Source organism: Actinacidiphila sp. bgisy145 (assembly GCF_057708125.1).
In genome coordinates, this window is the sequence record NZ_JBYIRL010000024.1 from 63872 (window position 1) to 85646 (window position 21775).

Consider the following 21775-nt stretch of genomic DNA (forward strand, 5'->3'; position numbering starts at 1 on the left):
CGGGGTCGGACTCGGGTCGTGTTCGGGGTCGGGCTCGGTCAGGCTCGGGTCGGGCTCGTGGGTCCGGGCCGGCGTCGGGTCCGGCGGGGTCCGCTCCTGTGCTGTACACACGGGGTGCCGCAAGTACACGGCAGCGCGGCCGTTCGGGTGCAGTCACCGAACACATGAAGCGTTTGGCTGGCCGGGCGGCGGGTCTTGTACATTCCTCCGAAAGGGGCTGCCGCGGAAACGTCACGGCATCCCGCCGGCAACACCGGTGCCCCACACTTCGCGGGAGGCGGCGCCGGTGATCACCACGGCCGGCCCGCCGGTACGGACGACGAGGCAAGGGCGAGGCGAGGACGATGCGGCTGCGCGCACTGCTGGACACCGACGCACTCGGCCTGCGGCTGCTCGGCGGCGGTGACGAGCTGGACCGGACCGTCCGCGGGGTGATGACCACCGACCTGCGCGACCCCAGCCGCTACCTGAGCGGCGGCGAGCTGGTGCTGACCGGCCTGGCCTGGCGGCACGCGCCGTCCGACTCGGAGTCCTTCGTCCGGCTGCTGGACGCGGCCGGGGTGGCCGCCCTGGCCGCGGGCGACGCGGAGATCGGCACCATCCCGCAGGACCTCGTGGCGGCGTGCGCCCGGCACCGGCTGCCGCTGTTCGCGGTCGGCGAGCACGTGGCGTTCGCGACGATCACCGAGTACGTGGTCCGGCAGGTGTCCGGCGAGCGGGCCGGGGACCTGGCCGCGGTGGTGGACCGGCACCGGCGGCTGATGTCGGCGGGCCCGGGCTCCGGCGGCCCGGAGGCGGTGCTCGACCTGCTCGGCAGCGACCTGGACCTGCGGGCGTGGGTGCTCTCCTCGACCGGCCGGGAGGTCGCCGGCGCCGCGCACCCGCTGCCCGCCCCCGTACGGGCCGAACTGGCCGGCGCCCAGCAGGCCGCGAGCCGCACCGGGCGCCCGGCACCGTACCGGGTCGCCGCGCAGAGCGGCCGGGTCTACGCGCTGTTCCCGGTGCGGACCGCCGCGGGCGCCGACGTACGCGCCACGGTGCTGTCCGACTGGTTCCTGGCCGTGGAGGCGGACGCCGCGGACTGGCCGGGCGAACGGCTGGACCTGCTGCACGGGGTGGCGCAGCTCATCGCGGTGGAACGGGAGCGGCGGGACACGGCCCGGGCGGTGCGGCGGCGGCTGGCCGCGGAGGTCCTCGAGCTGGTCGGGAGCGGCGCGGCGGCCTCGGAGATCGGGGCGCGGCTGCGGGCCGCGACGCCGGTGCTGCTGCCGGGGGCGGGTGCGGTGCCGCAGTGGCAGATCGTGGTGGCCCGGGTGGACTGGGCGGGCGCGGGCACCGAGGCGGCACCGCCAGGACCGGTCGCGCGGGCCCTGCTCGAAGAGCTGCTGGCGGACCCGGCCGAGGCGGGCGCGGGCGCGGCGGACCGGGTGGCGGTGGCGGTCACGGAGGACGAGGCGGTGGCGCTGGTGCCGCTGGAGGCGGCGCCCCGGGCGGCCGCGGACGGCGAGGACGGCACCGCCGACTCGCCCGCCCCGGGCCGGCCCGTCGTGCTGCGGGCGGACCTGCTGCTGGCCGCCGTCCGCGGCCCGCTCGCCCGCGGCCTGGCCGACGACGGGCGCCTGACCGTCGGGGTGAGCGCCGCCGTGGACTCCCCGGAGGGGCTGCGCGGCGCGCTGGAGGAGGCGCGGCACGCCCGCCGGGTGGCCGCGGCCCGACCCGGCCCGGTCAGCGTCGCCGGGCACGACGAACTCGCCTCCCACGTCCTGCTGCTGCCCTTCGTCCCCGACGACGTACGCCGGGCCTTCACCGCCCGGCTGCTCGATCCGCTGCACGCCTACGACCGCAGGCACCGCGCCGAGCTGATCCCCACGCTGGTGGCGTTCCTGGACTGCGACGGATCGTGGACGCGGTGCGCGAGCCGCCTGCACCTGCACGTCAACACGCTGCGGTACCGGATCGGGCGGATCGAGCAGCTCACCGGGCGGGACCTGTCCCGCCTGGAGGACAAGGTCGACTTCTTCCTCGCGTTGCGCATGCGCTGAGCGGGCGCCCTGCCCGCGGTGGGCCCTCGGCGTGCGCGCGCCCTGCCCGCTCCCGGCCCCCGCCGTGCCCCCGCCGTGCCCGCGGTGTGCGCCCCATGTGCGCCGTTCGTGCGCTCGTGAAAGTGATCCCTTTCACAAGAACTGATCGCCGACCCCTTGGCGCGGGCCCCTTCCGCGTGCTGGACTTCCGCCACCGCGCACGCGCCCGCACCCCGGGCGCGCCCCGCGACGTACTGCAACGCGCCCGCACACCACATCGAGACGTACGCGCCCATACGTGTACGGACAACCGAACACAGGTAGATACAGGCACACACACGCACTTGCTCGCACTGGCTCGAAGACGCGCTTGGGGGAGATGCTGTGGCGGACACCGCCTTGTCGGAATCGGTGGTCGGGGTACCGGATGTGCGGCGGCTGCGGGCCCGCGGCTGCTGGGCGGAGGCGGCGGCGCTGCTCGCGCCCTTCGCGGCCGAGGACGCCGGGGCCGCGCTGCACAGGGCGGAACTCCTGGTCGAGGCGTGTTTCTACCAGGTCGACGGGTGGGCGGAAGCGGAGGACGCGCTGCGGACCGCCGAGGCGCTGGCCGGCACCGACGACGAGCGCGGCGCCGCCGCCTCCGAGCGCGGCTGCCTCGCCTACGGCGCCACCGTCTTCTCGGTGCACGACCGCGCCGACGAGGCCCGGTCCGCGTTCGGCCGCAGCGCCGCCCTGCTGGGGCCCGGCTCGCCCGGCCGCCCGCTGCTGGACTTCCGGCGCGGGCTCGTCGCGGAGAACATCGCGCGGAACCCGGCCGCCGCCCGCGCCGCCTACCGCCGCGCCCACGCCGGAGCCGTCGCGCACGGCGACGCCCTGCTCACCTCCTCGACCTGGCGCCACCTCGCCGGGCTCGCCGTGGCCGAGGGCGACCTCGCCGAGGCCCGGCACGGCTTCGCGGAGTCCCTGCGGATCAGGGTCGCGCTCGGGCACCTGGTCGGCACCGCGCCCGCGCTGCTCTCGCTGGCCACGGTCACGTCCGACAGCGTGGAGTCCGGGCGGCTGCGCGCCGAGGCGGCCCGGCTGCACGCGCTCCTGGGCGGCGTACCGGTCTGGCTTTCCCCCGAGCTCGCGCCCTGACCGGCCCGTGCGGGGCAGCGCCGTGGGGGGTGGGGGTGCGGGCTGGGGGGTGCGGGCTGGGGGTGCCGCCGCCCCGGAGCTGGGAGCGGGGGTCCTCGCGGGCCCCCGGTCCGGCAGGACCCGGGGCCCGCGGGACCCGGACAAGCGGGCCCTGGTTGCGCGCGGCGGCCCGGCGCAGGCTGGAGCCATGACCACCACACTGATCACCGGAGCCAACAAGGGGCTCGGCCGGGAGACCGCCCGCCGCCTCCTCGCCGCGGGCCACACCGTCTACGTCGGCAGCCGCGACCCCGAGCGCGGTCGGCGCACCGCGGAGGAGCTGGGCGCGCGGACCGTCGTCATCGACGTGACCGACGACGCCTCCGTCGCCGCTGCCGCCGCCGCGATCGAGGCCGACGGCGGGCTGGACGTCCTCATCAACAACGCGGGCATCGAGGCGCGGACCGAGGGCAACGGCATCATCGGCGCCGCGGAGCTCACCGTGGACACGATGCGGCCGCTGTTCGAGACCAACGTGTTCGGGACGGTACGCGTGACCCACGCGTTCCTGCCGCTGCTGGGCCGCTCCGCCGCACCCGTCATCGTCAACGTCAGCAGCGGCCTCGCCTCGCTGACCGGGCTCAGCACCCCGGGCACCCCGGGCTACGCCTACCCGGGCGTGGCCTACCCGGTGTCGAAGACCGCGGTCAACGCGCTCACCGTGCAGTACGCGAAGGCGTTTCCGGAGATCCGGATCAACGCGGTGGAGCCCGGCTTCACCGCGACCGACCTGAACGGGCGTACCGGCACGCAGACCGTGGAACAGGGCGCGGAGATCATCGTACGGATGGCGCGGATAGGCCCTGACGGGCCGACCGGCGGGTACTTCGACGCCAACGGGACGCTGCCGTGGTGAGGGTGGGGTAGCCGCGGGGGGCTCCGCCCGGGCGGTCCGGGCCGGGGCTCCGCCCGGGCGGTCCGGGCGGGGCGTTGCCGGCGCGAAGTACACTCCTGCGTGGCCGCTCTCCCACCTGCCCGGAACGGCACCACGAGAGGACGGCGCATGGCGAAGCGCGGCGCGGAACTGCGGAAGCACATCCTGTGGGCGGCGAAGGACGTCTTCCTGGAGATGGGCTTCGAGCGCGCCTCCATGGACGTCGTCGCCGCCCGCGCCGAGACCTCCAAGCGCAGCGTCTACGCCCACTTCGAGAGCAAGGACAACCTCTTCCTCTCCGTTGTGGACCTCGTGCGCGAGCTGTACCTCGAGCGGCTCGGCACCCCCGCCGACTACGCCGAGGACCCCACCGAGGCCACCGTGCTCTACTGCGGCCGTCTCCTCCAGATGCTGCTGTGGACCCCCACCGTGCGCACCTGCCGCCTGGGCATCTCCGAGGCCGCCCACCTCCCCCAGGCCGCCGCCGGCTACTACCACGCGGTCTTCGACGCCGCCCACGACCGCCTCGCCGCCTTCCTCACCGACCGCCTCGCCCTCTCCCCCGAGACCGCCGCCACCACCACCCGCGACCTCATCGCCCACACCGTCCACCCGCCCTTCACCCGCGCCCTCTTCGGCGTCGACCCCTCCCGCGACACGCCCCCCGACATCGCCGCCCTCCCCACCCACGTCGACCTCCCCCTCCTCCACACCGCCGTCACCACCCACCTCCCGCCTCAGACGGCGAACGACCAGGCCCCGCCGGGCGTGTAGAGGCGGCGCTCCTCCCCGGCAAGCCGCTGTGCCCGACCTGCCACGAGAGCCGACCGCGTCGTGCGCTGTGTGTGGTCGCTCCCGCAAAGCCGGTACGAGCGCGCACAACGCGACGCGATGGGCCACCTTGGCCAAGCGCGACTGGACGGAGTACATCGCCACCCGCCGTGAGCCGAACGCCTGAGCTCGCTGATGGCTCCAGAGCCAGTGACCTGTCATGCCCCCTGCTCGTACTGAGCATTTCCCGGACGGGTCGCACGCCAGAGACGTCTGAGGGCTTCCAGCTCAGTACGAGGAAAGTGCTCACCCCATTTGCCTCGGTGCCCGCGTTGTCATGCAGTTCGCCGTGGCTCAGCTCCACGATGCGAATCCACACCGTGGCGTCCTGCCGGTAAAAGACCCACCTGTAGGCGGTGGGCTCGGCTTCGAACTGCGTTCGGACCTCGGTCTGCCCGATCAGCCGGCGGCTGACGGCGTTCAGCAGGTCTTCCGGTGCATTGCTGATGGAGGACGCTGTGAGGTCTGCTTCCCGCTCGTGGTCGGCGATGGTGCAGTCGGCCCAGCCGCTGCCGCTGAGCCTCCAGGAAAGGCTCAGGTCACTCGCCATCGCGAAGCCGCCGACAGTTGGTCAGTCCCACCAGAACCCCCAGTCGTGGGCATTGACCAACTGCTTGGCGTATGCCGTGAGACTTCCGGACCCCTGCCAGACGTTGTCAGGGCAGAAGGCGAAGTGCTCGGCGGCGATGGCCAAGGCAGCGTCGGCATCGGCGGGCGGGGCGGCAACGCTCAATTCGAGGGTGCTGAAGCCGGCGCAGACCACGCGCGCACCGAAGCGGTGCTCCCAGTCGCGTAGGACAGCGGAGAACACGGCCGTGTCGTTGTCGTAGTTGGCGGGCCCTTGCCAGCCGGCGGTGGTCAAGGCGGCAGCTCCGGAAGAGGCGGCGATCAGACCGAGGCGGAGCCAGGGACGACGACCAAGGAGCACCGCTGCGTACTCGTCGGCGAGCTGATCGGGATCGCACCGCTGATTACCGCTTCGAGCGAGGCCCGGCCAGCTTCGGCCGAAGGGGGCGGTGACCGCCAGCTGTTGGTCCGGCGTGAGGTTGTCGTCGTCCTCGTGGATGTCGGTGTAACCGTGCCACCAAGAGGCGAGCAGCGAAGCGGGCTGATGGGCATCGGGCGAGGTGAGGGCCTCGGGAAAGAGCTCGCCGCTGCCCCAGGGCCGGTAGTCGTGTTCCTGGTGGTCGAGAGCGTCGAGCAGCAGAGGGAACAGGCCTGACTGCGAGTGCTCAGCACGCAGGGAAGTGACAAGGTCAACCGTGGCGGGCCCGTCGCTGAGCCACAGACTGTGGATCTCGCCTTGGCCTTCATCGGACAGTACGGTCCGGCCGCTGGGCAAAGCGGTAGCGAGACGGTACCGGTCTGGGCTCTGCGTGCGGAACAGAGGGTGCAAGTCGCGCGGCAGGGGTTCGGAGATCACGCGGGAACGCTAAGGCATGCCCGGCGGCAGCGGGCGCGAGGGCGGGGTCCTACCGCAGGTGGGCGAGCAGCCCCGGGTGCGCGAGGGACCAGCCGAGCAGGTCGCGGGCCTTACAGCCGACGGCGGGACTGTCGGCGGCGACGAAGGGCGCGAGGTAGCCGAAGTGCTCCGCCGCGCGGCCCGTAGAGACCTCGGCCGTAGGCAGGCCCAGCCGGTCCGCGAGGACGTCGGCGATGTCGCGCACAGCGCGATGCCCTCCTCGGCGACGGCGTGCAGCCGGGTTCCCGGGGCCGCGGACTGCACGACCGCGGCCGCCTGGCGCACCGCGGCCTCGAGGGCCTCATGGTCACCGAGGCCACCGCGTCGTACATCGCCCCCAGCCGCACTGACCGCACTTGCCTGCACCGGCTGGCGACGGCGAGCAGCGCCTCGATCAGCGCGCGGCCTGGAAACTTGTGGAGCAACCCCCTGCGGAAGATGCCCAGCGCGGCGAAGAAGGACATCCCCGATGCTTGATCTCATCGCCCCCGCCCTCACTCCCGAGCAGGGTGAACGCCTCACCCGGAGCGCCTACAAGCAGGAGTTCCGGGAACGGGAGGACGCGATCCGCGACGGGAGTTCCTGGAAGCTGGAACGCAGGCAGCACTTCGAGGAGCAGGGCAATCCGAAGAGTCGTCCTCGCCGATCAGGTGGCCGCGTCGGAGCGCACCCATCCGCTCCCCGAACTGGTCGTCCTCGACAGCGGCGTCCTGTTCCAGGTGCTGTACACCGAGACGGGCGCATCGAATGGCGCCATCCGCTACACCGACCGTGACCTGGTGACGCGCTGGGCGGACTACATCAAGGCGCTCCACGCGGCGGGCGAGGATGTGACCTCCTGACCGTGAGGTGGCGCACCTCGCCCCGCCGACGCTGAGCCCGGAATAGCCCGCCGGCTACGGGTTCGTCAGATCGGGAGGGCCCAGCCGGCGTCGGGGTCCGGGTCCGGGGGCGGGGCCGGGTTGAGGCGGACGCGCTGGGCGGTAGGGGTGACCGTGAGGGCGAACTCCTGTTGGTGCGGCTCCCCGGCGGCCTGCCAGCGCCGCACCGCCTCTTCGACCCGGTCCCACAAGCGGAGCGGCCCGCGCTGGATGACGGTCCACCCGCCCCGGGAGTCGGGGGCCGTACGCGCCTGGGACCCGCTGGACACGTCCCAGAGGATCTGCTCCGCTCCCGCCCCCATACGTTCGGCGGAAGGCGCCGCGAGCTGCGCGACCCACCCGCCGGTCCACCCGTCGAGCACCGCCGGGTCGATCCGGCTCGGCCGCTCCTCCCCCGGCAGCAGCACCAGCGCCGGGCGCGGCGGCCGGTCGTGCGGCCGGGCGATCATGAAGCTGGTGAACCCGGGCAGGAAACGGCCGGTCGCCTCCCCGGGCCCGGTCACGTCCAGCAGCGCAAGGGCGTTGGCGTAGCTCCATCCGGAGAGGGTGACCAGGATCTTCCCGCCCGGCCGCACCTGGTGCAGCCACGGCAGCGGGACGTACCGCACCGAACAGGTGGCGATCAGCCGGTCGTACGGGCCCCCGCCCGGGTCCCCGCGCAGCCCGTCACCGATGACGAGCCGGGGCGCGAACCCGGCCGCCGCCAGCGCCGCCGCGGCGGCACCCCCCACCTCCGGGTCGTACTCGACACTGGTCAGGCGGGCTTCCCCGAGCCGGTGAGCGCCGATCGCGGTCGAGTACCCCGTGCCCGTGCCGATCTCCAACACCCGCTGCCCGGGCCCGACATCGAGCTGCTGCCACATGCGCAGCACCAGCGACGGCAGGGTGGACGAGGAGGACGGCGAGCCGGTCACCGCTCCTCCGGCCACGTCCTCGGGCCGGACCCGGCCGTCCAGTTGGGTGACCAGCGTCCGATCGGAGTAGATCCCCTCCAGCCACCCGGGCTCGCCCTCCCGTACGGGCCGGTACGCCGTCGGCACGCTACCCGCCACCGCGCGGAAGTACGACCCGACGAACAACTCCCGGGGCACCGCGGCGGCGGCCCCACGCCACCCGGGTTCCAAGCAGCCGCCCCCCTCGGCAAGTTCCGCCACCAACGCCGCCCGCAACCGAGCCGATGTACTCACGTGTCGGACCGTCCCTCCAACTGGTCGGCAAGAGCGCAAGCAATCGCCATGGTGGTCTGCGCCGGCTGCCACGCCCACTGACCGTTCGGGTTGCACTCCAGGAAGTACCAGTCACCCGCCGCGCTGACAGCGAAGTCGAACGCGCCGTAAACCAACCGGAGTTCGCCAAGGTAGGCAACGACCGACCGTGTGACCGCCTCGGGTACCTCGATCGGTGTGCATGTCATCACATCCTGACGTCGGCGCCAGTCCAGATCGGGGCTGTCGATCCGGACTCCGAACAGCCGGTCCCCTACTGCCGTCACCCGCGCATCGAAACCCTTGTCCACCTTGGCCTGGAACATGTGCGGGCAGACGGAAACCGCATCGGTGATCTCGGCCGCGCGCACCTCTCGAACCCAGACGCTGTATGGCTGGCCGTCGATCCTGTACGGCGTGTTCCATACCGGCTTGTAGACCACTCCACCATGCTGCTGAGCGGCGAAGGTCCGAGCCTCCTCCGGATCGTTGGTGATCACCGTGCTCGGCACCAGGAAGCCACAGCGCTGCGCGGTCGCGAGTTGCACCGGCTTGAACTCCGCGGCCCGGTTGTCCCACGGGTGGTTGACATAGTGCGCACCCGGCAGTGACGCAAGAACTCCACCCACGCCCCACATTGCCTGCTCCGCGGCAAAACGACGGTCCTGCTCGCTCAGCCCCTGCGGACCCTCGTAGGGCGAGGGCCTGCGCATCCAAACGGCCCTGACCCGCATGGTGTCGAGTTCCCGACTCGCCGTGCGCAGCATGCCCCGCCTGTCGTCCATGAGGTACGCAGCAGTCAGCGAGGCGCCCGTGTGCAGGTCGGCACCGGGGTCGAGACGGACCACGGATATCCGCCGCTCGGCGAGGAGGCGCAGGACCACGTCCGCCGTCACGTCATACGGATTGGTGAGCACCAGTACCGACCTGCTGTCACTCATCAGTCGGAACTCTGGTCCTGGTCGTACGACTCGGCGCTGTCCGCGTCGGTCGCGCCGCCCGGCCCCGCCCCGTCGCCGGGGGTCGTCGTGGTGGGCGTGACGCCGCTCGTGCTGGTGCCGTGGTCGCCCAGTTCGACGGTCCGTCCCCGCTCATCCACAATGACAGCGATCTGCGTTTCCGGGTCGATCACGGGGGCGCACCGCGGGATCGCGACGGTGGACGTGTAGGGGCCCATTCGTCGCGTTCCCCACGGTGCTGGTGTCTGTGCCATCTGGATGCCTCCGTTTCCTGAGAGTGCCGCGCATTCGACGTCTTGGCCGCAGCGATTCTTTTCCAAGGCTACGGGGCGTTAGCTACGCACGTGGGGGATTTGCGCGAGATTCAGCGCGGCCTGACCCGTACACCTTGACGCGATCCGACGCCTCCGGACTATTCGGATCTTCCGACCGCGATGGCGATCTTGCGTTGGAGGGGGAGCTCGGTCCCGTGCCGCTCGGGATACCCCTATTGCCGCTTGCATCGGACAAGTTGCGGTGGATCACCGTTGCCACGGATTCGGGCCCCTACCCCGACGGCAGGGTTCAGGAGGACGGTTCGCGCCACGTTCACCCACTTCCATTCTGCGGGAAAGGGCGGGGTGGAAGTTCAGCGTTTGCGTTCCAGGGCCACGATGGGGCAATTGAGGGCGTCGGCGATTTTCGCCAGGTTCGGGGGCGTGGCATTGCGCCAGCCCGATTCTATTTCTCCCATCAACTGCTCGGAGATACCGATCTCCGTGGCGAGTTCGCGTTTCGTGAGGCCGACCCGCTCCCGGGCCCACGTGACCGCCTCGGGTTCGTGGTTGAGGCGGGTGGGGCGGCGGCAGACCCGGCGCTTTCCGCCCGGCCGGGCCCCCGGGCCGGGTACGTCGCCGCGCCTCACGGACAACGGCCTTCCGCGCCATCGCCGCCGGCGGCGGAACACTCGTCCAGCAAAGCACGGAGAAACGCGAGGGATTCCGCCGGAACAAGCGCGGCGTCCCGCAGCGAGTCGAACGCGATCCGCAACGGCTCGACCTCTTCCGGGTCGTTGGTGAGATGCCCGTTCCAACTGCCCTGCGTGTACGCCATGCTGGCCCCGTCCCGCAGATAGACCAACTCCAGCGAGCTGCGCAGGTGATGCGGCCCGGCCCCGAACGGCACCACGTGCAGCGCGACCCCCGGCCGCTGCGCCACCTCGATCAGGTGCTCCAGTTGAGCGGCCCAGGTCTTCGGGTCCCGCGCCTTGCGGCACAGCACCGCCTCGTCGATCAGCGCCCGGTAGTGCACCGGCTCCGGCCCGGACAACCGCGCCTGCCGGCCGAGCCGCGCCGCGACCAGCTCCTCCGCCTCCTCGTCACCGAGCTGCGCCAGGTGCAACTGCTCCCGCGCGTACGCCGGCGTCTGGAGCAGATCCGGCACCGTGCTCACCGCGTACTCCTGAATGCTGGCCGCGTTCGCCTCGAACGGCGCCAGCCCCAGCACCAGCCGGTCCTTCGTCTCGCGCTTCGCCAGCCACCACAGCCGCTCCAGCAGGTCCCCGGTCCCGTACACCAAGTCCAGCGCCCGCGCCGCCTGCACGGTGCCGAGCCGCCCGCCCGTCTCCAAACGGTGCAGATACGACTGCTCGTACCGGCACTTCTCCCCGAGCTGCACCAGGCTCATCCCCGACTGCTCGCGCCGAAAGGCCAGTTGGTTCGCGTACAACTCCCGCGCCGAGAACCACCCCCATCCGCTCAGGTCCATTCCCTTCCTACCCCCGTCGCCCCCGTCAGCCATCCGGTTCTCCTTTATCCGATTATCAGTTCACGTTGACCCGACACCCACACCCACGAACGCGTAATTGTGCGTAGTACGCCAAGAAGCGGCCTTGTCCGAACACGAATCGCGGCTATAAGGTCACTCCGTACGACGAAACGGGAACCATGTGGTCATCCCGCGTGGTTCCCGCTGCACGCAAGGGGGTGTGGCTAACCGACGCCGGCGCAACCGGCGTTACGACACCGCTCGCACGCGCACGGCGGCAATGCCGAACTCGTGCACACGGGCACATTTTCCGGAGCAACCTTGTAGCGCTTCCGCACGGTAATGCGTTTCCCGGACTTCGCATCGATCCGATACACGGCCAGCGTCATGCCCATGGTTCGCTCCTCTCCGTGTCGGCTTCACCGCCGAGCACGTTCAGAGTGGCCTACGGACGTGGGCCCTTCAACTAATCAGAAACGAAGGAAGAGTCGGGGGTCGGCATGGTCAACATCAAACAGCTGAACCCGGAGAGCAGCCCGCGCGCTGCCTTCGGCGCCCGTATGCGCAGGTTCCGGGAGCAACAGGGGTGGACCCAGGAAGAGTTGGCCGTCCGAGTGGCATGTTCCAGCCAGCATATTTCGGCCGTGGAAACTGGTCGCAAGCCGCCAACTCTCGGCTTTGCGAGGGGCCTTGACGTTGCCTACGGAACGGCCAACGGCCCCAACTCGTTCGAGCGCGAGCAGATCGAGCTTCGGCGCGGCTCTCTGCTGGAAGGCTTCCCGGAGTTCGTGGGCTACGAGAGCCGGGCCACGGAGATCCGTCTGTTCGAGGTTGGCCTGATCCCTGGGCTACTACAGACGCGTGAGTACGCGGAAGCACTGGCCGACGGTGACGTGCAACGCGGCACCATCACCACCGATCAGGCCGCCGAGCGAGTCCTTCTGCTCATGGACAGGCAAGCCGCTCTGGTACGGGTCCACCCGCCAGTGATGCTCGTCGTCTTGGACGAGAGCTGCATTCGCCAGGCCGTCGGCGGCGCCGACGTCATGGACGCCCAGCTCAAGCGGCTGGTTGAGCTTGCGGCCCTACCCAACTGGATCATCCAGGTCTCGCCCTTCTCGGTGGGTGCCCGGCGCGCGTTCGACCTCCCACTCACGCTGCTGACCCTTGCCGACAGGTCCGTTGCCGCGTACGCCGAGTCACAGGTACAAGGCCACCTCGACAAAGAAAGCACGTTTGTACTGCCCAAACTGACGGCCTACCATCAACTACAGGCTGAAGCGCTGTCGCAGGCGGCATCCGTGGCCATGATCAACCAGCTAAGAAAGGGCACGTCGTGACGACCGAATCCCCCCGTTGGTTCAAGTCTTCGTACAGCTCCAACGGCGGCCAGTGCGTCGAGGTCGCTGCCAACCTCATCGCCTCGCGCGGTGTGGTCCCCGTCCGTGACTCCAAGGACCCGAACGGCCCGGCCCTGGACTTCCCGGCCGCCTCGTTCGCTTCCTTCGTGGCGAGCGTCAAGTCCGGCGAGTTCCCCCTCACCTGACCGCCCGCCCCACCAGCAACACTTCCCCACGGCCCCGTCGCCTCCCCCGCAACGGGGCCGTGCCGCACCCCCGCAAGGTGTCACCACCCGCGCCCCCGGGTACGCATCGACGTGCCGTCACCGACAAAAGGGGCACCCCATGACGACCGCAACCCCGCAATGGTTCACGTCCTCCTACAGCGGCAACGGCGGCAACTGCGTCGAAGTCGCCACCAACCTCGCCACCTCCCACGGCACCGTCCCCGTCCGGGACTCCAAGGACCCGCACGGCCCCACCCTGAACTTCCGCGCAGCGGCGTTCGCTTCCTTCCTCACGAGCCTCAAGTCCGGCGCGTTCCCTCTCAGTTGAGCCGGGTCATGCCGTAGTCCGGGCGGCCGAGGCGGACCGGGACGCCTGGGGAGTAGAGCACGCTGACGGGCTCTCCGATTGGCGACGGCACGCCTGCCGAGGTGAGGAGGCTCTCTTCGCAACGGAGTAGTTCGGCCTGGTGAAGTGGCCAGCGGGGGTGGACGTTCGGGAGGTACACCGGGCGTCCGAGGAATGCGTTGTGCACGCCCCAGCGGGCGGTCAGGAACTCTTCGAGCTCGGTGGGTTGCTGAAGGCGGGCTCCCACCCGTATCGCGATGCTGCTGTGCGCGCCTCGGGGGCCGGGCCACCGCCGGCGGCTCGTGTAGGTGACCGTGTCCCCTTCGCGCCGCAGGTCCATCTCCGACCAGGCGTAGGGCAGGCGGAACGCGCCCCGGCCGACGGTCGCGGGGATCAGGCGGGACGCCTCCAGAGTGCGGAAGACGACGCCGCGCCGCCCGGCCGCGTCCACCGAGTACAGGCGGACGTTGGTCTCCGGGAAGGAGCCGAGGTAGGGGATGCCGGGAAGCCGGAACCATCCCACGCGGTGCATCCGGAAGGCGATGAGCCCGACGTAGGTGGCGCCGTTCAGGGTGTCCGGCCGCGTACCGGACGGCAGCAGCGGCGCCACGACCTCCGGGTCGGCGGCCCAGTGGAGGAAGGCCAGGTCGAGCCATGACTGGGTGAGCAGGGTGGCGCCCATCTCGCGAGGAGCGTCGGCCGTTATCGGCTCGGGTATCACGTCCGTCAGCGGCATCCGGCGAGTATGGCAGCGACGCCCGGCCCTCCCGCGGGCCGCCTGACACCTTACGGAGCAGCGTTGACGCAGCAGAGCAAGGACGAGCGGCCAAGCGTCGCCGCCGCCGTCATCGTTCACGAAGGCCGAGTCCTCATGGTCCGCCGCCGTGTGCGCGAGGGAGAGCTGTCCTGGCAGTTCCCGGCCGGAAAGGTCGAGCCCGGCGAAGAACGCGCGGACGCCGCCGTACGGGAGACCCAGGAGGAGACCGGGCTGACCGTGGCGCCGGTCAAGTCGCTCGGCGAGCGTGTCCACCCGAAGACGGGCCGCCTCATGTCCTACACCGCCTGCCGGATACTGAGCGGCACCACCCATGTCGCGGCCCCCGAGGAAGTGGCCGCAGTGGCCTGGGTCGCCCCCGGCGCCCTCCCGGAGTACGTGCCCTACGGCCTGTCCGAGCCGGTCCAGGCATACCTGGACACGGCCCTGCCCTCCTGAGCACCGCACCAACCGCCGGTCTCCTCCCGCCCCTCCCTCCCCCCTCTGCCGTGAGCGTCGCGCCCGGTGAGTTCCCGCTCGCCTGACCGTCGTCAATAGCCTCGCCGGCGCGGCCGCCGGCACCCCCGCCGAGGCCGTCCGTCACGCCTCCGAGGTGGCGTCCGCGCCGCGATGGCCGACGAGTTGACCGGGGGCTGGAACATGCGGACGCGGCCTACGCTGACCTCAACGCCCACCGCGAGGGTGGTGACCCGGGTGGTGGAGCACATGCTGGAACACGAACGGCTTCATCACAACGCACCGTAGTGTCTCGCCTCCCGAACACGCGTCGGTAGTAGCCGAGTTGGGTACGGTTTGACCGGCGGGCCGGTCGTTCTGCGGCGGAGGCGAATCATGAAGAGTGCACGCGTGGGGCTCGCGGCGTTCGAGACCAGAGCGGGCGAGGCTGCCCGGACGCTGCTGCACAACCAGGGGTACGACGGCGGGTGGGGCCTCACCCTGACCTCGGTTTCGTCGATCGTCAACACCAGCGAGGTCCTGCCGATCCTGCGGGCCGCGGGCATCGCCGGGCAGCCGGTTCGCCAGGGGCTCGACTTCCTCACCGGCGCCATCCCTGAGCACTCGCGGCCCCGCCCCAAAGGCGGCCGTGGCGAGCACACACGGTTCATCGCCTTCGGCCTGGCCGGACTGCTGTCCCATCCCCGTTTCTTCCACCACAACGGCGTCGCGGAGTCCGCGGCCTGGTGCGTCGGCTGGCTGGAGCACCACCAGGTCGACCACGGCTGGCCAGAAGTCCTCGGACTCGACGACACCTCGCTGCACCAAACCGCCCTGGTGGTGCACCGGCTCGCCGAGCTCAGAGATGTCCTCCATGACTTCGGCCCCGGACTCCTCTTACCCGGCGGGGTGGAGACCAGCGGCCTCCTGGAGCGCGTCGAACCGCTGATCGACCACGGAGTGCACGGCCTGCTCTACCACCGGCGCCCCAGCGGGGCATGGGGGTGGCGTACCTACATCGACACCGATCCGAGCCCGAGCAAGACCGCGCTGTGCCTGCTCGCGCTGTCGACCGTCTGCTCGGGCACCGGGCCGGGCGGCGAGCCCGCCTACCGGGACGGCCCGCGGGAGGAGGGCGGGGTGCACGGCCCGGTGCAGCGGAGGAGGCTGTCCGACGTGGTCACCGAGGCCGGCCAGTGGCTGCTGCACAACCACCACCGGTGGGAGGAGTTCGTCGAGGACGACAAGGACGTGCAGGGCACGGCCTGGGAACACATGGCGTACGCGCTGTGCACCCAGGCCGCCATCCGGGCCGGCGCCAGCCCTCGCGATCCCCGCCTCGCCAAGGCGTGGAAGTTGATGAACGACCTGTGGGACCCGGAGGCCGGACTGTGGAACGAGCCGGGCGCTTCGAGCAAGCGTGCCACCATCCGGGCCGCGTACTACACGGTGTCGGCCTACGAGGAAGCGATGCAGCGTCTGGTCCGAATGAACCTTGCCGACCCCGCCCCCGAGGACGCAAACGAGGTGTCGGCCGAGATGGCCATCGTCCATGTCGCCCTCGGTCCTGGCCGGACCGTCCTCCTCGGGGCAGGTGACTGCGAAGGAAAGGTGGCGTGTGAGCTGTCGGAGCGCCTGTTCGACCTGGCGAGGGTCATGTACAACGCTCCTGCGGCCGGAATGCCGACCGAGCAGATCGCGGCGAAGCTCTACGTCGCCCCGTCCTCGGTGCCCAAGTACGTTCAGCGCCTCAACCAGGCCGCCTCTGCCGCCTTCGGCGGAGTCCCGACCCGGCTACTGCTGGCCTGCACGGTGGACGGGGCCAGCGGGTACCGCCTCGCAGGGCGGTAGGCCGTCTACGACGCGGCGCGCTCCCCGGCCACCGGGTAGTTCAGCAGGGCGAACCGCGCCAGGGAACGGACCTGGTCGAAGGTCTTGAGGGTGTCGAGATCCTCCAGGCCGAACCAGGCGGCCCCATGCACCTCTTCGAGCTGCGCCTCCACGGCCTGTTCCCGGGTGCCGGGCTGCCGCTGGACGTAGAAGAACTGGACCAGCGCCGGCGTCGGGAAGCCTTCGCGCTCGATGTCCACGTAGAACGGCACGGGTTCAGGAGTGGCGTTGTGGTCGGCCGGGTGGATGGCCGACTGGCTGGAGATCGCCTCCACCAGCAGCCCCGTCTCCTCCTTGAACTCGCGCACCGCCGTGCCCGCGAAAGACTCCCCGGGCTCGATATGACCGCCCGGCGGAACCCATTTGTCGAAGCGGTTGTGGTGCACGAGCAGCACTTTGCCGCGCTCGACGAGGTAGCCCGAGCAGCAGTACACCAGACCGATATCGCGGGACGTCTGGCCGTCGTGGATCAGAATCGAGCGAGGCACCCCGTCACGATAGCCCACAGAGAACCACTCGAACTCCTGTGCAGCTGACGCGACTTCAGCGCAGTGTCAGCAGCGCGCCGATGACATGTCATCGGCAATGACAGCGCGATGTCATCACGTGCCCGTCACGGCGAGGTGGACAGTGGTCGTATCCCCGGCCCGAGGCTCCTGCTCCCGGCTGGCGATGCCCTGTCCGCCGAGGAGAGGACCCCGATGCGCTCTCGCCCGTCCCCGTGGCCTGCCCGGTACCAGCAGCGGTTTGCGGCCCCGCAGACCGTGGTGGTGCAACCCACGACCTGGTGCAATCTGGACTGCCGGTACTGCTACTTGCCCTTTCGCAAGCTCAAGCACCAGATGTCCCCGGATGTGGCCGAGGCACTGGCGCAGGCGGTGACCCAGTTCGATGACAGCGGACATCCGATCGGCATCGTCTGGCACGGCGGGGAGCCACTCGCCGTGGGCCAGCAGAAGTTCGCCGCCCTGCTCGCGCCGTTCCAGGCCCTGCGGCGGGCGGGCCGAGTCCACCACTATGTGCAGACCAACGCGACACTCATCACCGAGACGTGGTGCGACCTGCTGGCCGCGTACGAAGTCCGCGTCGGGGTGAGCATCGACGGTCCGGCCGCTTTGAACGCCGAGCGCGTCGACCTTCGGGGCAAGCCCGCCTTCGACCGCATCCTTCGCGGAATCGCGCAGCTGCGCGAGCACGGCGTCCCGTTCTCCGTCATCTCGGTGGTCGGCACCCTGGGCATCGCGATGCCGGAGGAGCTGCTGGAGTTCCTGACCTCCCTGGGCGGCCATTCGGTGGGCTTCAACGTCGAGGAGATCGAAGGGGCCAACACCGACCGGCAGCCGCCCACCGCGATCCAGGCCGAGGACTTCTGGCGCCGTACCCTCATCTGGACCCGTCGGCATCCTGGCGGTCCGGCGGTCCGGGAAGTCGAATGCCTCGCCGAGTACCTCCAGCTGATCCGTTCCGGCCGGAGAGCTGAGTGGGACGGTCGGCGCCTCGACCCGATCCCCACCATTTCCTGGAAGGGCGACGTGGTCCTGCTCTCCCCGGAACTCGCGGACACGGCGGCGCCCGAGTACGGCGACTTCGTAGCCGGCAACATCCTCGACCGCCCCCTGCCCGCGATCCTCCGGGACGCCCACCGGCTGCGCTACGTCCGCGACTTCCTCACCGGCCTGGACCGCTGCCAGGCCGAATGCGAGTTCTTCGACTTCTGCCGCGGCGCCCAGGCCGCCAACCGCTACTTCGAGAACGGAGACCTCACGACCACCGAGACCAACTACTGCCGGGTCTCCCGGCAGGCCCTGGTCACGGCCCTGTCCACGCTCGTAACCAAGGAGGCTGTTGCATGAAGATCCTGGACCGACTCGCCACTTCCGACGCCCCCGTCGTGATGGAGTTGATAGCTCCGCACGACGTCCCGACCCCGGTGATCGTTGAGACAGCGTGGGACAACCGGCCCACGTGGGACAACTGGGCAAAAACTCCGGCGCCCTTCGACAACCGCCCGACATGGGACAACTGGAACAAGAAGAAGTAGGCCGCGCTGAAAGGCTGTTGATGGACACCCGCACGATCCGCCGTACGAGCGTCACGCTCCCCGCCCTGAACGAGCCGGGCCGCTACCTCTCCAACGTCACCTCGCTGGAGGGCGGGCGTGGCCGGGTGGCGGAGTTCCAGTACGCCGACGCCGACCTGCGGGACCTCGACCTGGCCGACACCCACCTGGTGGACGGGCGGATCACCGGCCTCAAGACCCAGCGCACCCGCTTCGAGAAGCTCCGCGTCGACTCCGTGGAGTTCACCGGATGCGGCCTGTCCTCCCTACAGTGGACCGACAGCAAGCTCTCCCGAGCCGTCTTCCGCGACTGCAAGCTCATGGGCGCCGCCTTCGAAGACGTCGCGCTCGACAACGTCCTGTTCGAGAACTGCAAGCTCGACTACAGCACCCTCACCCGCGTCCGAGCCACCGGACCCGTGATCTTCTCCAAGTGCTCTCTTCGCGAGGCCACCCTCGCCGCCGCTGACCTCGGCGCCGCCCTGATCGATGACTGCGATCTACGGCTGACCGCGTTCGAAGGCGGGAAGTACCGCTGCCTCGACCTCCGTGGCAACGACCTCTCCCAGCTCCGCGGCCTGGCCTCGCTCAAGCAGATCGTCATCGACCAGGCCCAGACACTCCAACTCGCCGAGGCCCTCGCCACCGAGCTGGACGTCACCTTCGGTGAAGACCTCGACGACAAGTAGCCCCGCACCCGCCCTGGGGAGGCACGGCCATGGGCCCACGGCTCCTCTTCCACACCTTCGACGACATACGCGACCGGTGCGACCCCCTCGACGGTCGCTGGCCCACCACCCTCCTGGGGTGCGCGGCCAGCCCCGGCCACTGGGCCACCACCACGGAGGACTCCGCCACCGGTCGCCGGATCGGCCTGCATGTCGACAACTTCGACCGGCTACCGTACGCCCGACGCCACCAGGGCCGCCGCCGGCTCTGCCTCAACCTCGGCCCTGGCCCGCGCTACCTGCTCATCGGCGACCGCGACATTCAGCAGATCTGCCGCACGCTCCACGCCGACCCGGACCGGCACCACCCCCACACCGAGGACATCCGCCGGTACGTCACCGCAGGGCACCCGCTGCGCTGCCTGCGCATCCGCCTCGATCCGGGCGACGGCTACATCGCTCCGACCGAGTTCCTTGCTCACGACGGCTCGACCGCCGGGATCGACCAGCCCTCCGTGGCCGCCTTCTGGCTCGGCCAGCCACCAATCGCGTCATGGCCGGTCAGGACGTGAGGGCGCCGCACCCCTGCGCTCGACCCGAGGTTGGGAAGGTCCTGCAGTCGGAATCAGCGGAGCCGTGTCGTCGATCGCGGAGCCGCTGTACGGGAAGACCCGGGCTGCCATGCTCGCTGGAGGCCGGGAGCGGAGAGCCGCGGGCAACGGGCCGGGGCAGCGCAGTGGAACGCGATGGCCCGTCAGCTGCTGATCGCCAAGCGGGCGAGTCGGCGCGGACGCGGTGTCCGAATGGAGCCGCGCGGGGCGTTTACGTGGCGCCGTAGTTTGGGCGGGCGATGTCCGCGAGGAGGCCGGGGCCTTGGGGGTGCCAGCTGAGGCGTTCGCGGGTGAGGGCGCTGGAGGCGGGAGCGTCGGACTGTACGAAGTGGACGTGGGCGCCGAAGTGTTGGGCGGCGGCCTCGGGGGTGAGGCTGCGGACGGGGATGCCCAGGCGGCGGCCGATCACCTCGGCGATGGCCTTGACGGGTACGCCCTCCTCGGCGACGGCGTGGTAACGGGCGCCCGGCTCGCCCTGTTCGGCGGCTCGTTCGAAGGCGAGCCGGTAGACGCGGGCGGCGTCGACGTGGTGCACGGCCGCCCACCGGTTGAGGCCGTCGCCGACGTACGCGGAGACGCCAGTGCGTTCGGCGATCGCGGTGAACTGCGGGATGGTGAAGCGGTCGCCGTCGCCGTGGACGCACGGCAGGCGTACGACGCAGGTGCGTACGCCGGACGCGGCCAGCGCCGCCGCGGTGGCTTCGGCGGTGCGGCCGAGGGGGGACGCGCCGGGCGGGCGTACGTCGTTCTCGGTGGCCAGGGCGCCGGGGGCGAGGAAGGCGAACCCGGCCGTGACGACCAGCGGTCGGCCGCTGCCGGCGAGCACGCCCCCGATCGCCTCCAACGCGGCTTGCTCCGTACGGCTGTTGTCGGCGAAACGGGCGAGGTCGGAGTTGTCGAACGCGGTGTGGATGACGCCGTCGGTGCGGGCGGCCGCATCGCGCAGGGCGTCGAGGTCCTCCAGCGAGCCGCGGTGCGGGGTGGCGCCGGCGGCTGCCAGGCGTGCGGCGGAGGCGTCGGAGCGGGCGAGCCCGAGGACGTCGTGCCCGGCGGCGAGCAGGTCCCGTACGAGCGCGGCGCCGATGAAGCCGGTGCCGCCGGTGACGAAGACGCGCATCAGTCCTCCTCGGTGCGCGGGCGGCGCGGGCCCATGTAGTCGCGCAGCCGCGTGATCCGGCCGTCGGCGCCGCGGGTGACGACCCAGACGTAGCGGAGGTCGAACGGGGCGCCGGAGGCGGCGTCCTGGTGGTGGCCCTCGGCCTCGATGACGACGGTCCCGTCCGCCGCTTCGTGGACCCGTACGTCGGTGAGGGCGCCGAAGCGGATACGGCCGGAGAGCCCGGCGACGAAGGTGGCGATCTCCGCCCTGCCCTCGAGGCGCTGCGGCGCGCCCGGCGCCGCGAACGGGAACTCGTGGACGGCGTCCTCGGCGAACACGTCCGTCCAGGCGGCGGTGTCGCCGGAGGCCAGGCCCAGCAGGGCGGCGGCCAGCCACGGGGGCAGGTCGTCGTCCTGCGGGGAACCGTTCTCCGGGGTCTGCACAGGGGTCTCCACGGGAGCCTCCACTACAATTACGGACTGTGAGTCCCAAACACCGTAGCACCGTTTCGGACCGCCAGTCCGAAACGGAGACGACCAAGGCGTCGCCGACGGCGGCCCGGCGGCCCGGGCGGCCCGCGTTCCCCCGTGAACTCGTCCTCGAGGCCGCCGCCGCGCTGTTCGCCGACACCGACGCGCCCAGGTCCGTCTCCATGGACGACATCGCCGCGGCGGCGGGCGTCGGCAAGGGCACCCTCTTCCGCGCGTTCGGCAGCCGCGACGGCCTGCTCGACGCGCTCTTCGCCGCGCACGCGGCACCCCTGCGGTCCGCGCTCGAACAGCCCGACCCGCCCCTCGGCTCCGCCGCGCCCCCGCTGACCCGCGTCCTCGCCCTGTTCGACGAACTGGTCACCTTCAAACTCACCCACCGCCACCTCACCGCCGCCCGCGAACTCAGCGGCGCCGGGCTCCTGCGCGCCCCCCACTACGTCTGGACGCACGACGTCCTGCGCGCGCTCATCGCCCGCACCGACTCCCCCGCCGCCGCCTCACCCGCCTACACCGCCCACGTCCTCCTCGGCGCCCTCCGCGCCGACCTCGTGGACGAACTCCTCGCCTCCGGCCGCACCCCCGACGACATCCGCCACGACGTCGCCGCCCTCGTCCGGACCGTCCTCGCCGCCCCGCCCCACTGAGCGCGGCGCGGGGCGGGGCGGGGCGGCCGGGTGCG

Annotated in this window: 27 protein-coding genes; 16 read left to right on the top strand and 11 right to left on the bottom strand. The window is 71.2% G+C overall.

What is annotated here, in order from left to right; translation table 11 throughout:
• Positions 1-344 precede the first annotated feature (344 nt).
• The 4 genes from AC3ERT_RS21985 to AC3ERT_RS22000 all read left to right on the top strand — a co-directional run bounded on the left by AC3ERT_RS21985 (position 345) and on the right by AC3ERT_RS22000 (position 4845).
• Complete coding sequence (locus AC3ERT_RS21985; protein WP_435176246.1) at positions 345-2042, top strand: PucR family transcriptional regulator ligand-binding domain-containing protein; 1698 nt, start codon at positions 345-347, stop codon at positions 2040-2042.
• A gap of 363 nt (positions 2043-2405) precedes the next feature.
• A complete protein-coding gene (locus AC3ERT_RS21990; RefSeq protein ID WP_435176249.1) occupies positions 2406-3158 on the top strand; it encodes a hypothetical protein in 753 nt (250 codons plus the stop codon).
• A 187-nt stretch (positions 3159-3345) separates the two neighbouring features.
• Positions 3346-4053 carry an SDR family NAD(P)-dependent oxidoreductase gene (locus tag AC3ERT_RS21995; protein WP_335979696.1) on the top strand — a complete coding sequence of 236 codons (708 nt, stop codon included), beginning with the start codon at positions 3346-3348 and terminating at the stop codon, positions 4051-4053.
• Between the two features lie 147 nt (positions 4054-4200).
• Positions 4201-4845, top strand: a complete 645-nt coding sequence (locus AC3ERT_RS22000; protein ID WP_435176252.1) for a TetR/AcrR family transcriptional regulator — start codon at positions 4201-4203, stop codon at positions 4843-4845.
• A gap of 628 nt (positions 4846-5473) precedes the next feature.
• Here AC3ERT_RS22000 and AC3ERT_RS22005 read toward each other — a convergent pair.
• On the bottom strand, positions 5474-6325 hold the full coding sequence (locus AC3ERT_RS22005) for a DUF4253 domain-containing protein (RefSeq protein WP_435176255.1): 852 nt from the start codon (positions 6323-6325) through the stop codon (positions 5474-5476).
• A gap of 49 nt (positions 6326-6374) precedes the next feature.
• A complete protein-coding gene (locus AC3ERT_RS22010) occupies positions 6375-6569 on the bottom strand; it encodes a Rossmann-fold NAD(P)-binding domain-containing protein (protein WP_435176258.1) in 195 nt (64 codons plus the stop codon).
• Positions 6570-6595: 26 nt separating this feature from the next.
• Here AC3ERT_RS22010 and AC3ERT_RS22015 point away from each other — a divergent pair, with 26 nt between their 5' ends.
• Both AC3ERT_RS22015 and AC3ERT_RS22020 read left to right on the top strand, forming a co-directional pair.
• On the top strand, positions 6596-6841 hold the full coding sequence (locus AC3ERT_RS22015; protein WP_435176261.1) for a hypothetical protein: 246 nt from the start codon (positions 6596-6598) through the stop codon (positions 6839-6841).
• Positions 6842-7014: 173 nt separating this feature from the next.
• Positions 7015-7206: a DUF6879 family protein gene (locus AC3ERT_RS22020; protein WP_435176264.1), complete on the top strand. Its 192-nt coding sequence runs from the start codon at positions 7015-7017 to the stop codon at positions 7204-7206.
• A 65-nt stretch (positions 7207-7271) separates the two neighbouring features.
• On the opposite strand, the gene tgmC is transcribed toward AC3ERT_RS22020, so the two are convergent.
• The 5 genes from tgmC to AC3ERT_RS22045 all read right to left on the bottom strand — a co-directional run bounded on the left by tgmC (position 7272) and on the right by AC3ERT_RS22045 (position 11155).
• Positions 7272-8432, bottom strand: a complete 1161-nt coding sequence (gene tgmC / locus AC3ERT_RS22025; protein WP_435176267.1) for an ATP-grasp peptide maturase system methyltransferase — start codon at positions 8430-8432, stop codon at positions 7272-7274.
• Positions 8429-9391, bottom strand: coding sequence for an ATP-grasp ribosomal peptide maturase (tgmB, locus tag AC3ERT_RS22030; protein ID WP_435176270.1), 963 nt, complete (start codon positions 9389-9391; stop codon positions 8429-8431). The genes tgmC and tgmB overlap by 4 nt, the downstream gene beginning before the upstream one ends.
• The gene (locus tag AC3ERT_RS22035) at positions 9391-9627 is read right to left on the bottom strand and encodes a putative ATP-grasp-modified RiPP (RefSeq protein WP_435176272.1); all 237 of its coding nucleotides are present in this window, start codon (positions 9625-9627) and stop codon (positions 9391-9393) included. The genes tgmB and AC3ERT_RS22035 overlap by 1 nt, the downstream gene beginning before the upstream one ends.
• 410 nt (positions 9628-10037) lie before the next feature.
• Positions 10038-10313, bottom strand: coding sequence for a helix-turn-helix domain-containing protein (locus AC3ERT_RS22040; protein ID WP_435176275.1), 276 nt, complete (start codon positions 10311-10313; stop codon positions 10038-10040).
• Positions 10310-11155, bottom strand: a complete 846-nt coding sequence (locus AC3ERT_RS22045) for a helix-turn-helix domain-containing protein (RefSeq protein WP_435176278.1) — start codon at positions 11153-11155, stop codon at positions 10310-10312. The genes AC3ERT_RS22040 and AC3ERT_RS22045 overlap by 4 nt, the downstream gene beginning before the upstream one ends.
• A 500-nt stretch (positions 11156-11655) precedes the next feature.
• Between AC3ERT_RS22045 and AC3ERT_RS22050 the strand changes: the two genes are divergently transcribed.
• The 3 genes from AC3ERT_RS22050 (at position 11656) to AC3ERT_RS22060 (ending at position 13050) form a co-directional block, all read left to right on the top strand.
• Complete coding sequence (locus AC3ERT_RS22050; RefSeq protein WP_435132189.1) at positions 11656-12495, top strand: helix-turn-helix domain-containing protein; 840 nt, start codon at positions 11656-11658, stop codon at positions 12493-12495.
• Entirely contained in the window at positions 12492-12701 is a 210-nt protein-coding gene (locus AC3ERT_RS22055) for a DUF397 domain-containing protein (protein ID WP_435132192.1), read from the top strand. The genes AC3ERT_RS22050 and AC3ERT_RS22055 overlap by 4 nt, the downstream gene beginning before the upstream one ends.
• A gap of 139 nt (positions 12702-12840) precedes the next feature.
• Positions 12841-13050 carry a DUF397 domain-containing protein gene (locus AC3ERT_RS22060; RefSeq protein WP_435176281.1) on the top strand — a complete coding sequence of 70 codons (210 nt, stop codon included), beginning with the start codon at positions 12841-12843 and terminating at the stop codon, positions 13048-13050.
• Here AC3ERT_RS22060 and AC3ERT_RS22065 read toward each other — a convergent pair.
• Positions 13043-13804 (bottom strand): YqjF family protein, encoded by a 762-nt coding sequence (locus AC3ERT_RS22065; protein WP_435176284.1) that lies wholly within the window; start codon positions 13802-13804, stop codon positions 13043-13045. The two genes, AC3ERT_RS22060 and AC3ERT_RS22065, sit on opposite strands and share 8 nt — an antisense overlap.
• Positions 13805-13867: 63 nt before the next feature.
• Here AC3ERT_RS22065 and AC3ERT_RS22070 point away from each other — a divergent pair, with 63 nt between their 5' ends.
• Both AC3ERT_RS22070 and AC3ERT_RS22075 read left to right on the top strand, forming a co-directional pair.
• The gene (locus AC3ERT_RS22070; protein WP_435176287.1) at positions 13868-14281 is read left to right on the top strand and encodes an NUDIX hydrolase; all 414 of its coding nucleotides are present in this window, start codon (positions 13868-13870) and stop codon (positions 14279-14281) included.
• A gap of 393 nt (positions 14282-14674) precedes the next feature.
• Complete coding sequence (locus AC3ERT_RS22075) at positions 14675-16129, top strand: hypothetical protein (protein WP_435176290.1); 1455 nt, start codon at positions 14675-14677, stop codon at positions 16127-16129.
• 5 nt (positions 16130-16134) lie between these two features.
• On the opposite strand, the gene AC3ERT_RS22080 is transcribed toward AC3ERT_RS22075, so the two are convergent.
• Entirely contained in the window at positions 16135-16656 is a 522-nt protein-coding gene (locus tag AC3ERT_RS22080) for an NUDIX hydrolase (RefSeq protein ID WP_435176293.1), read from the bottom strand.
• A gap of 213 nt (positions 16657-16869) precedes the next feature.
• Between AC3ERT_RS22080 and amcB the strand changes: the two genes are divergently transcribed.
• From amcB to AC3ERT_RS22100, 4 genes are read left to right on the top strand one after another with little or no spacing between them, the layout of a single operon-like run.
• The gene (amcB, locus tag AC3ERT_RS22085) at positions 16870-18021 is read left to right on the top strand and encodes a cyclophane-forming radical SAM peptide maturase AmcB (protein ID WP_435176296.1); all 1152 of its coding nucleotides are present in this window, start codon (positions 16870-16872) and stop codon (positions 18019-18021) included.
• The gene (gene amcA / locus AC3ERT_RS22090; RefSeq protein WP_435176298.1) at positions 18018-18209 is read left to right on the top strand and encodes a multiple cyclophane-containing RiPP AmcA; all 192 of its coding nucleotides are present in this window, start codon (positions 18018-18020) and stop codon (positions 18207-18209) included. The genes amcB and amcA overlap by 4 nt, the downstream gene beginning before the upstream one ends.
• 20 nt (positions 18210-18229) lie before the next feature.
• Positions 18230-18916, top strand: coding sequence for a pentapeptide repeat-containing protein (locus tag AC3ERT_RS22095; protein ID WP_435176300.1), 687 nt, complete (start codon positions 18230-18232; stop codon positions 18914-18916).
• A 29-nt stretch (positions 18917-18945) separates the two neighbouring features.
• Positions 18946-19467 carry a hypothetical protein gene (locus AC3ERT_RS22100; RefSeq protein ID WP_435176302.1) on the top strand — a complete coding sequence of 174 codons (522 nt, stop codon included), beginning with the start codon at positions 18946-18948 and terminating at the stop codon, positions 19465-19467.
• A gap of 250 nt (positions 19468-19717) precedes the next feature.
• Here the strand turns inward: AC3ERT_RS22100 and AC3ERT_RS22105 are convergent, their stop codons facing one another.
• Complete coding sequence (locus AC3ERT_RS22105) at positions 19718-20623, bottom strand: SDR family oxidoreductase (RefSeq protein ID WP_435176304.1); 906 nt, start codon at positions 20621-20623, stop codon at positions 19718-19720.
• The gene (locus AC3ERT_RS22110) at positions 20623-21060 is read right to left on the bottom strand and encodes a nuclear transport factor 2 family protein (protein WP_435176306.1); all 438 of its coding nucleotides are present in this window, start codon (positions 21058-21060) and stop codon (positions 20623-20625) included. The genes AC3ERT_RS22105 and AC3ERT_RS22110 overlap by 1 nt, the downstream gene beginning before the upstream one ends.
• A 26-nt stretch (positions 21061-21086) precedes the next feature.
• On the opposite strand from AC3ERT_RS22110, the gene AC3ERT_RS22115 reads away from it, so the two are divergent.
• Positions 21087-21740, top strand: a complete 654-nt coding sequence (locus AC3ERT_RS22115) for a TetR/AcrR family transcriptional regulator (protein WP_435132213.1) — start codon at positions 21087-21089, stop codon at positions 21738-21740.
• The last annotated feature ends 35 nt before the right edge of the window (positions 21741-21775 follow it).

What these genes read in the sequence shown, in the direction of transcription:
- AC3ERT_RS21985 (WP_435176246.1), top strand. Translation starts at nt 345, where the DNA reads ATGCGGCTGCGCGCACTGCTGGACACCGACGCACTCGGCCTGCGGCTG.
- AC3ERT_RS21995 (WP_335979696.1), top strand. Translation starts at nt 3,346, where the DNA reads ATGACCACCACACTGATCACCGGAGCCAACAAGGGGCTCGGCCGGGAG.
- AC3ERT_RS22000 (WP_435176252.1), top strand. Translation starts at nt 4,201, where the DNA reads ATGGCGAAGCGCGGCGCGGAACTGCGGAAGCACATCCTGTGGGCGGCG.
- tgmB (WP_435176270.1), bottom strand. Translation starts at nt 9,391, where the DNA reads ATGAGTGACAGCAGGTCGGTACTGGTGCTCACCAATCCGTATGACGTG.
- AC3ERT_RS22035 (WP_435176272.1), bottom strand. Translation starts at nt 9,627, where the DNA reads ATGGGCCCCTACACGTCCACCGTCGCGATCCCGCGGTGCGCCCCCGTG.
- AC3ERT_RS22045 (WP_435176278.1), bottom strand. Translation starts at nt 11,155, where the DNA reads ATGGACCTGAGCGGATGGGGGTGGTTCTCGGCGCGGGAGTTGTACGCG.
- AC3ERT_RS22050 (WP_435132189.1), top strand. Translation starts at nt 11,656, where the DNA reads ATGGTCAACATCAAACAGCTGAACCCGGAGAGCAGCCCGCGCGCTGCC.
- AC3ERT_RS22060 (WP_435176281.1), top strand. Translation starts at nt 12,841, where the DNA reads ATGACGACCGCAACCCCGCAATGGTTCACGTCCTCCTACAGCGGCAAC.
- AC3ERT_RS22065 (WP_435176284.1), bottom strand. Translation starts at nt 13,804, where the DNA reads ATGCCGCTGACGGACGTGATACCCGAGCCGATAACGGCCGACGCTCCT.
- AC3ERT_RS22075 (WP_435176290.1), top strand. Translation starts at nt 14,675, where the DNA reads ATGAAGAGTGCACGCGTGGGGCTCGCGGCGTTCGAGACCAGAGCGGGC.
- amcB (WP_435176296.1), top strand. Translation starts at nt 16,870, where the DNA reads ATGCGCTCTCGCCCGTCCCCGTGGCCTGCCCGGTACCAGCAGCGGTTT.
- amcA (WP_435176298.1), top strand. Translation starts at nt 18,018, where the DNA reads ATGAAGATCCTGGACCGACTCGCCACTTCCGACGCCCCCGTCGTGATG.
- AC3ERT_RS22095 (WP_435176300.1), top strand. Translation starts at nt 18,230, where the DNA reads ATGGACACCCGCACGATCCGCCGTACGAGCGTCACGCTCCCCGCCCTG.
- AC3ERT_RS22100 (WP_435176302.1), top strand. Translation starts at nt 18,946, where the DNA reads ATGGGCCCACGGCTCCTCTTCCACACCTTCGACGACATACGCGACCGG.
- AC3ERT_RS22105 (WP_435176304.1), bottom strand. Translation starts at nt 20,623, where the DNA reads ATGCGCGTCTTCGTCACCGGCGGCACCGGCTTCATCGGCGCCGCGCTC.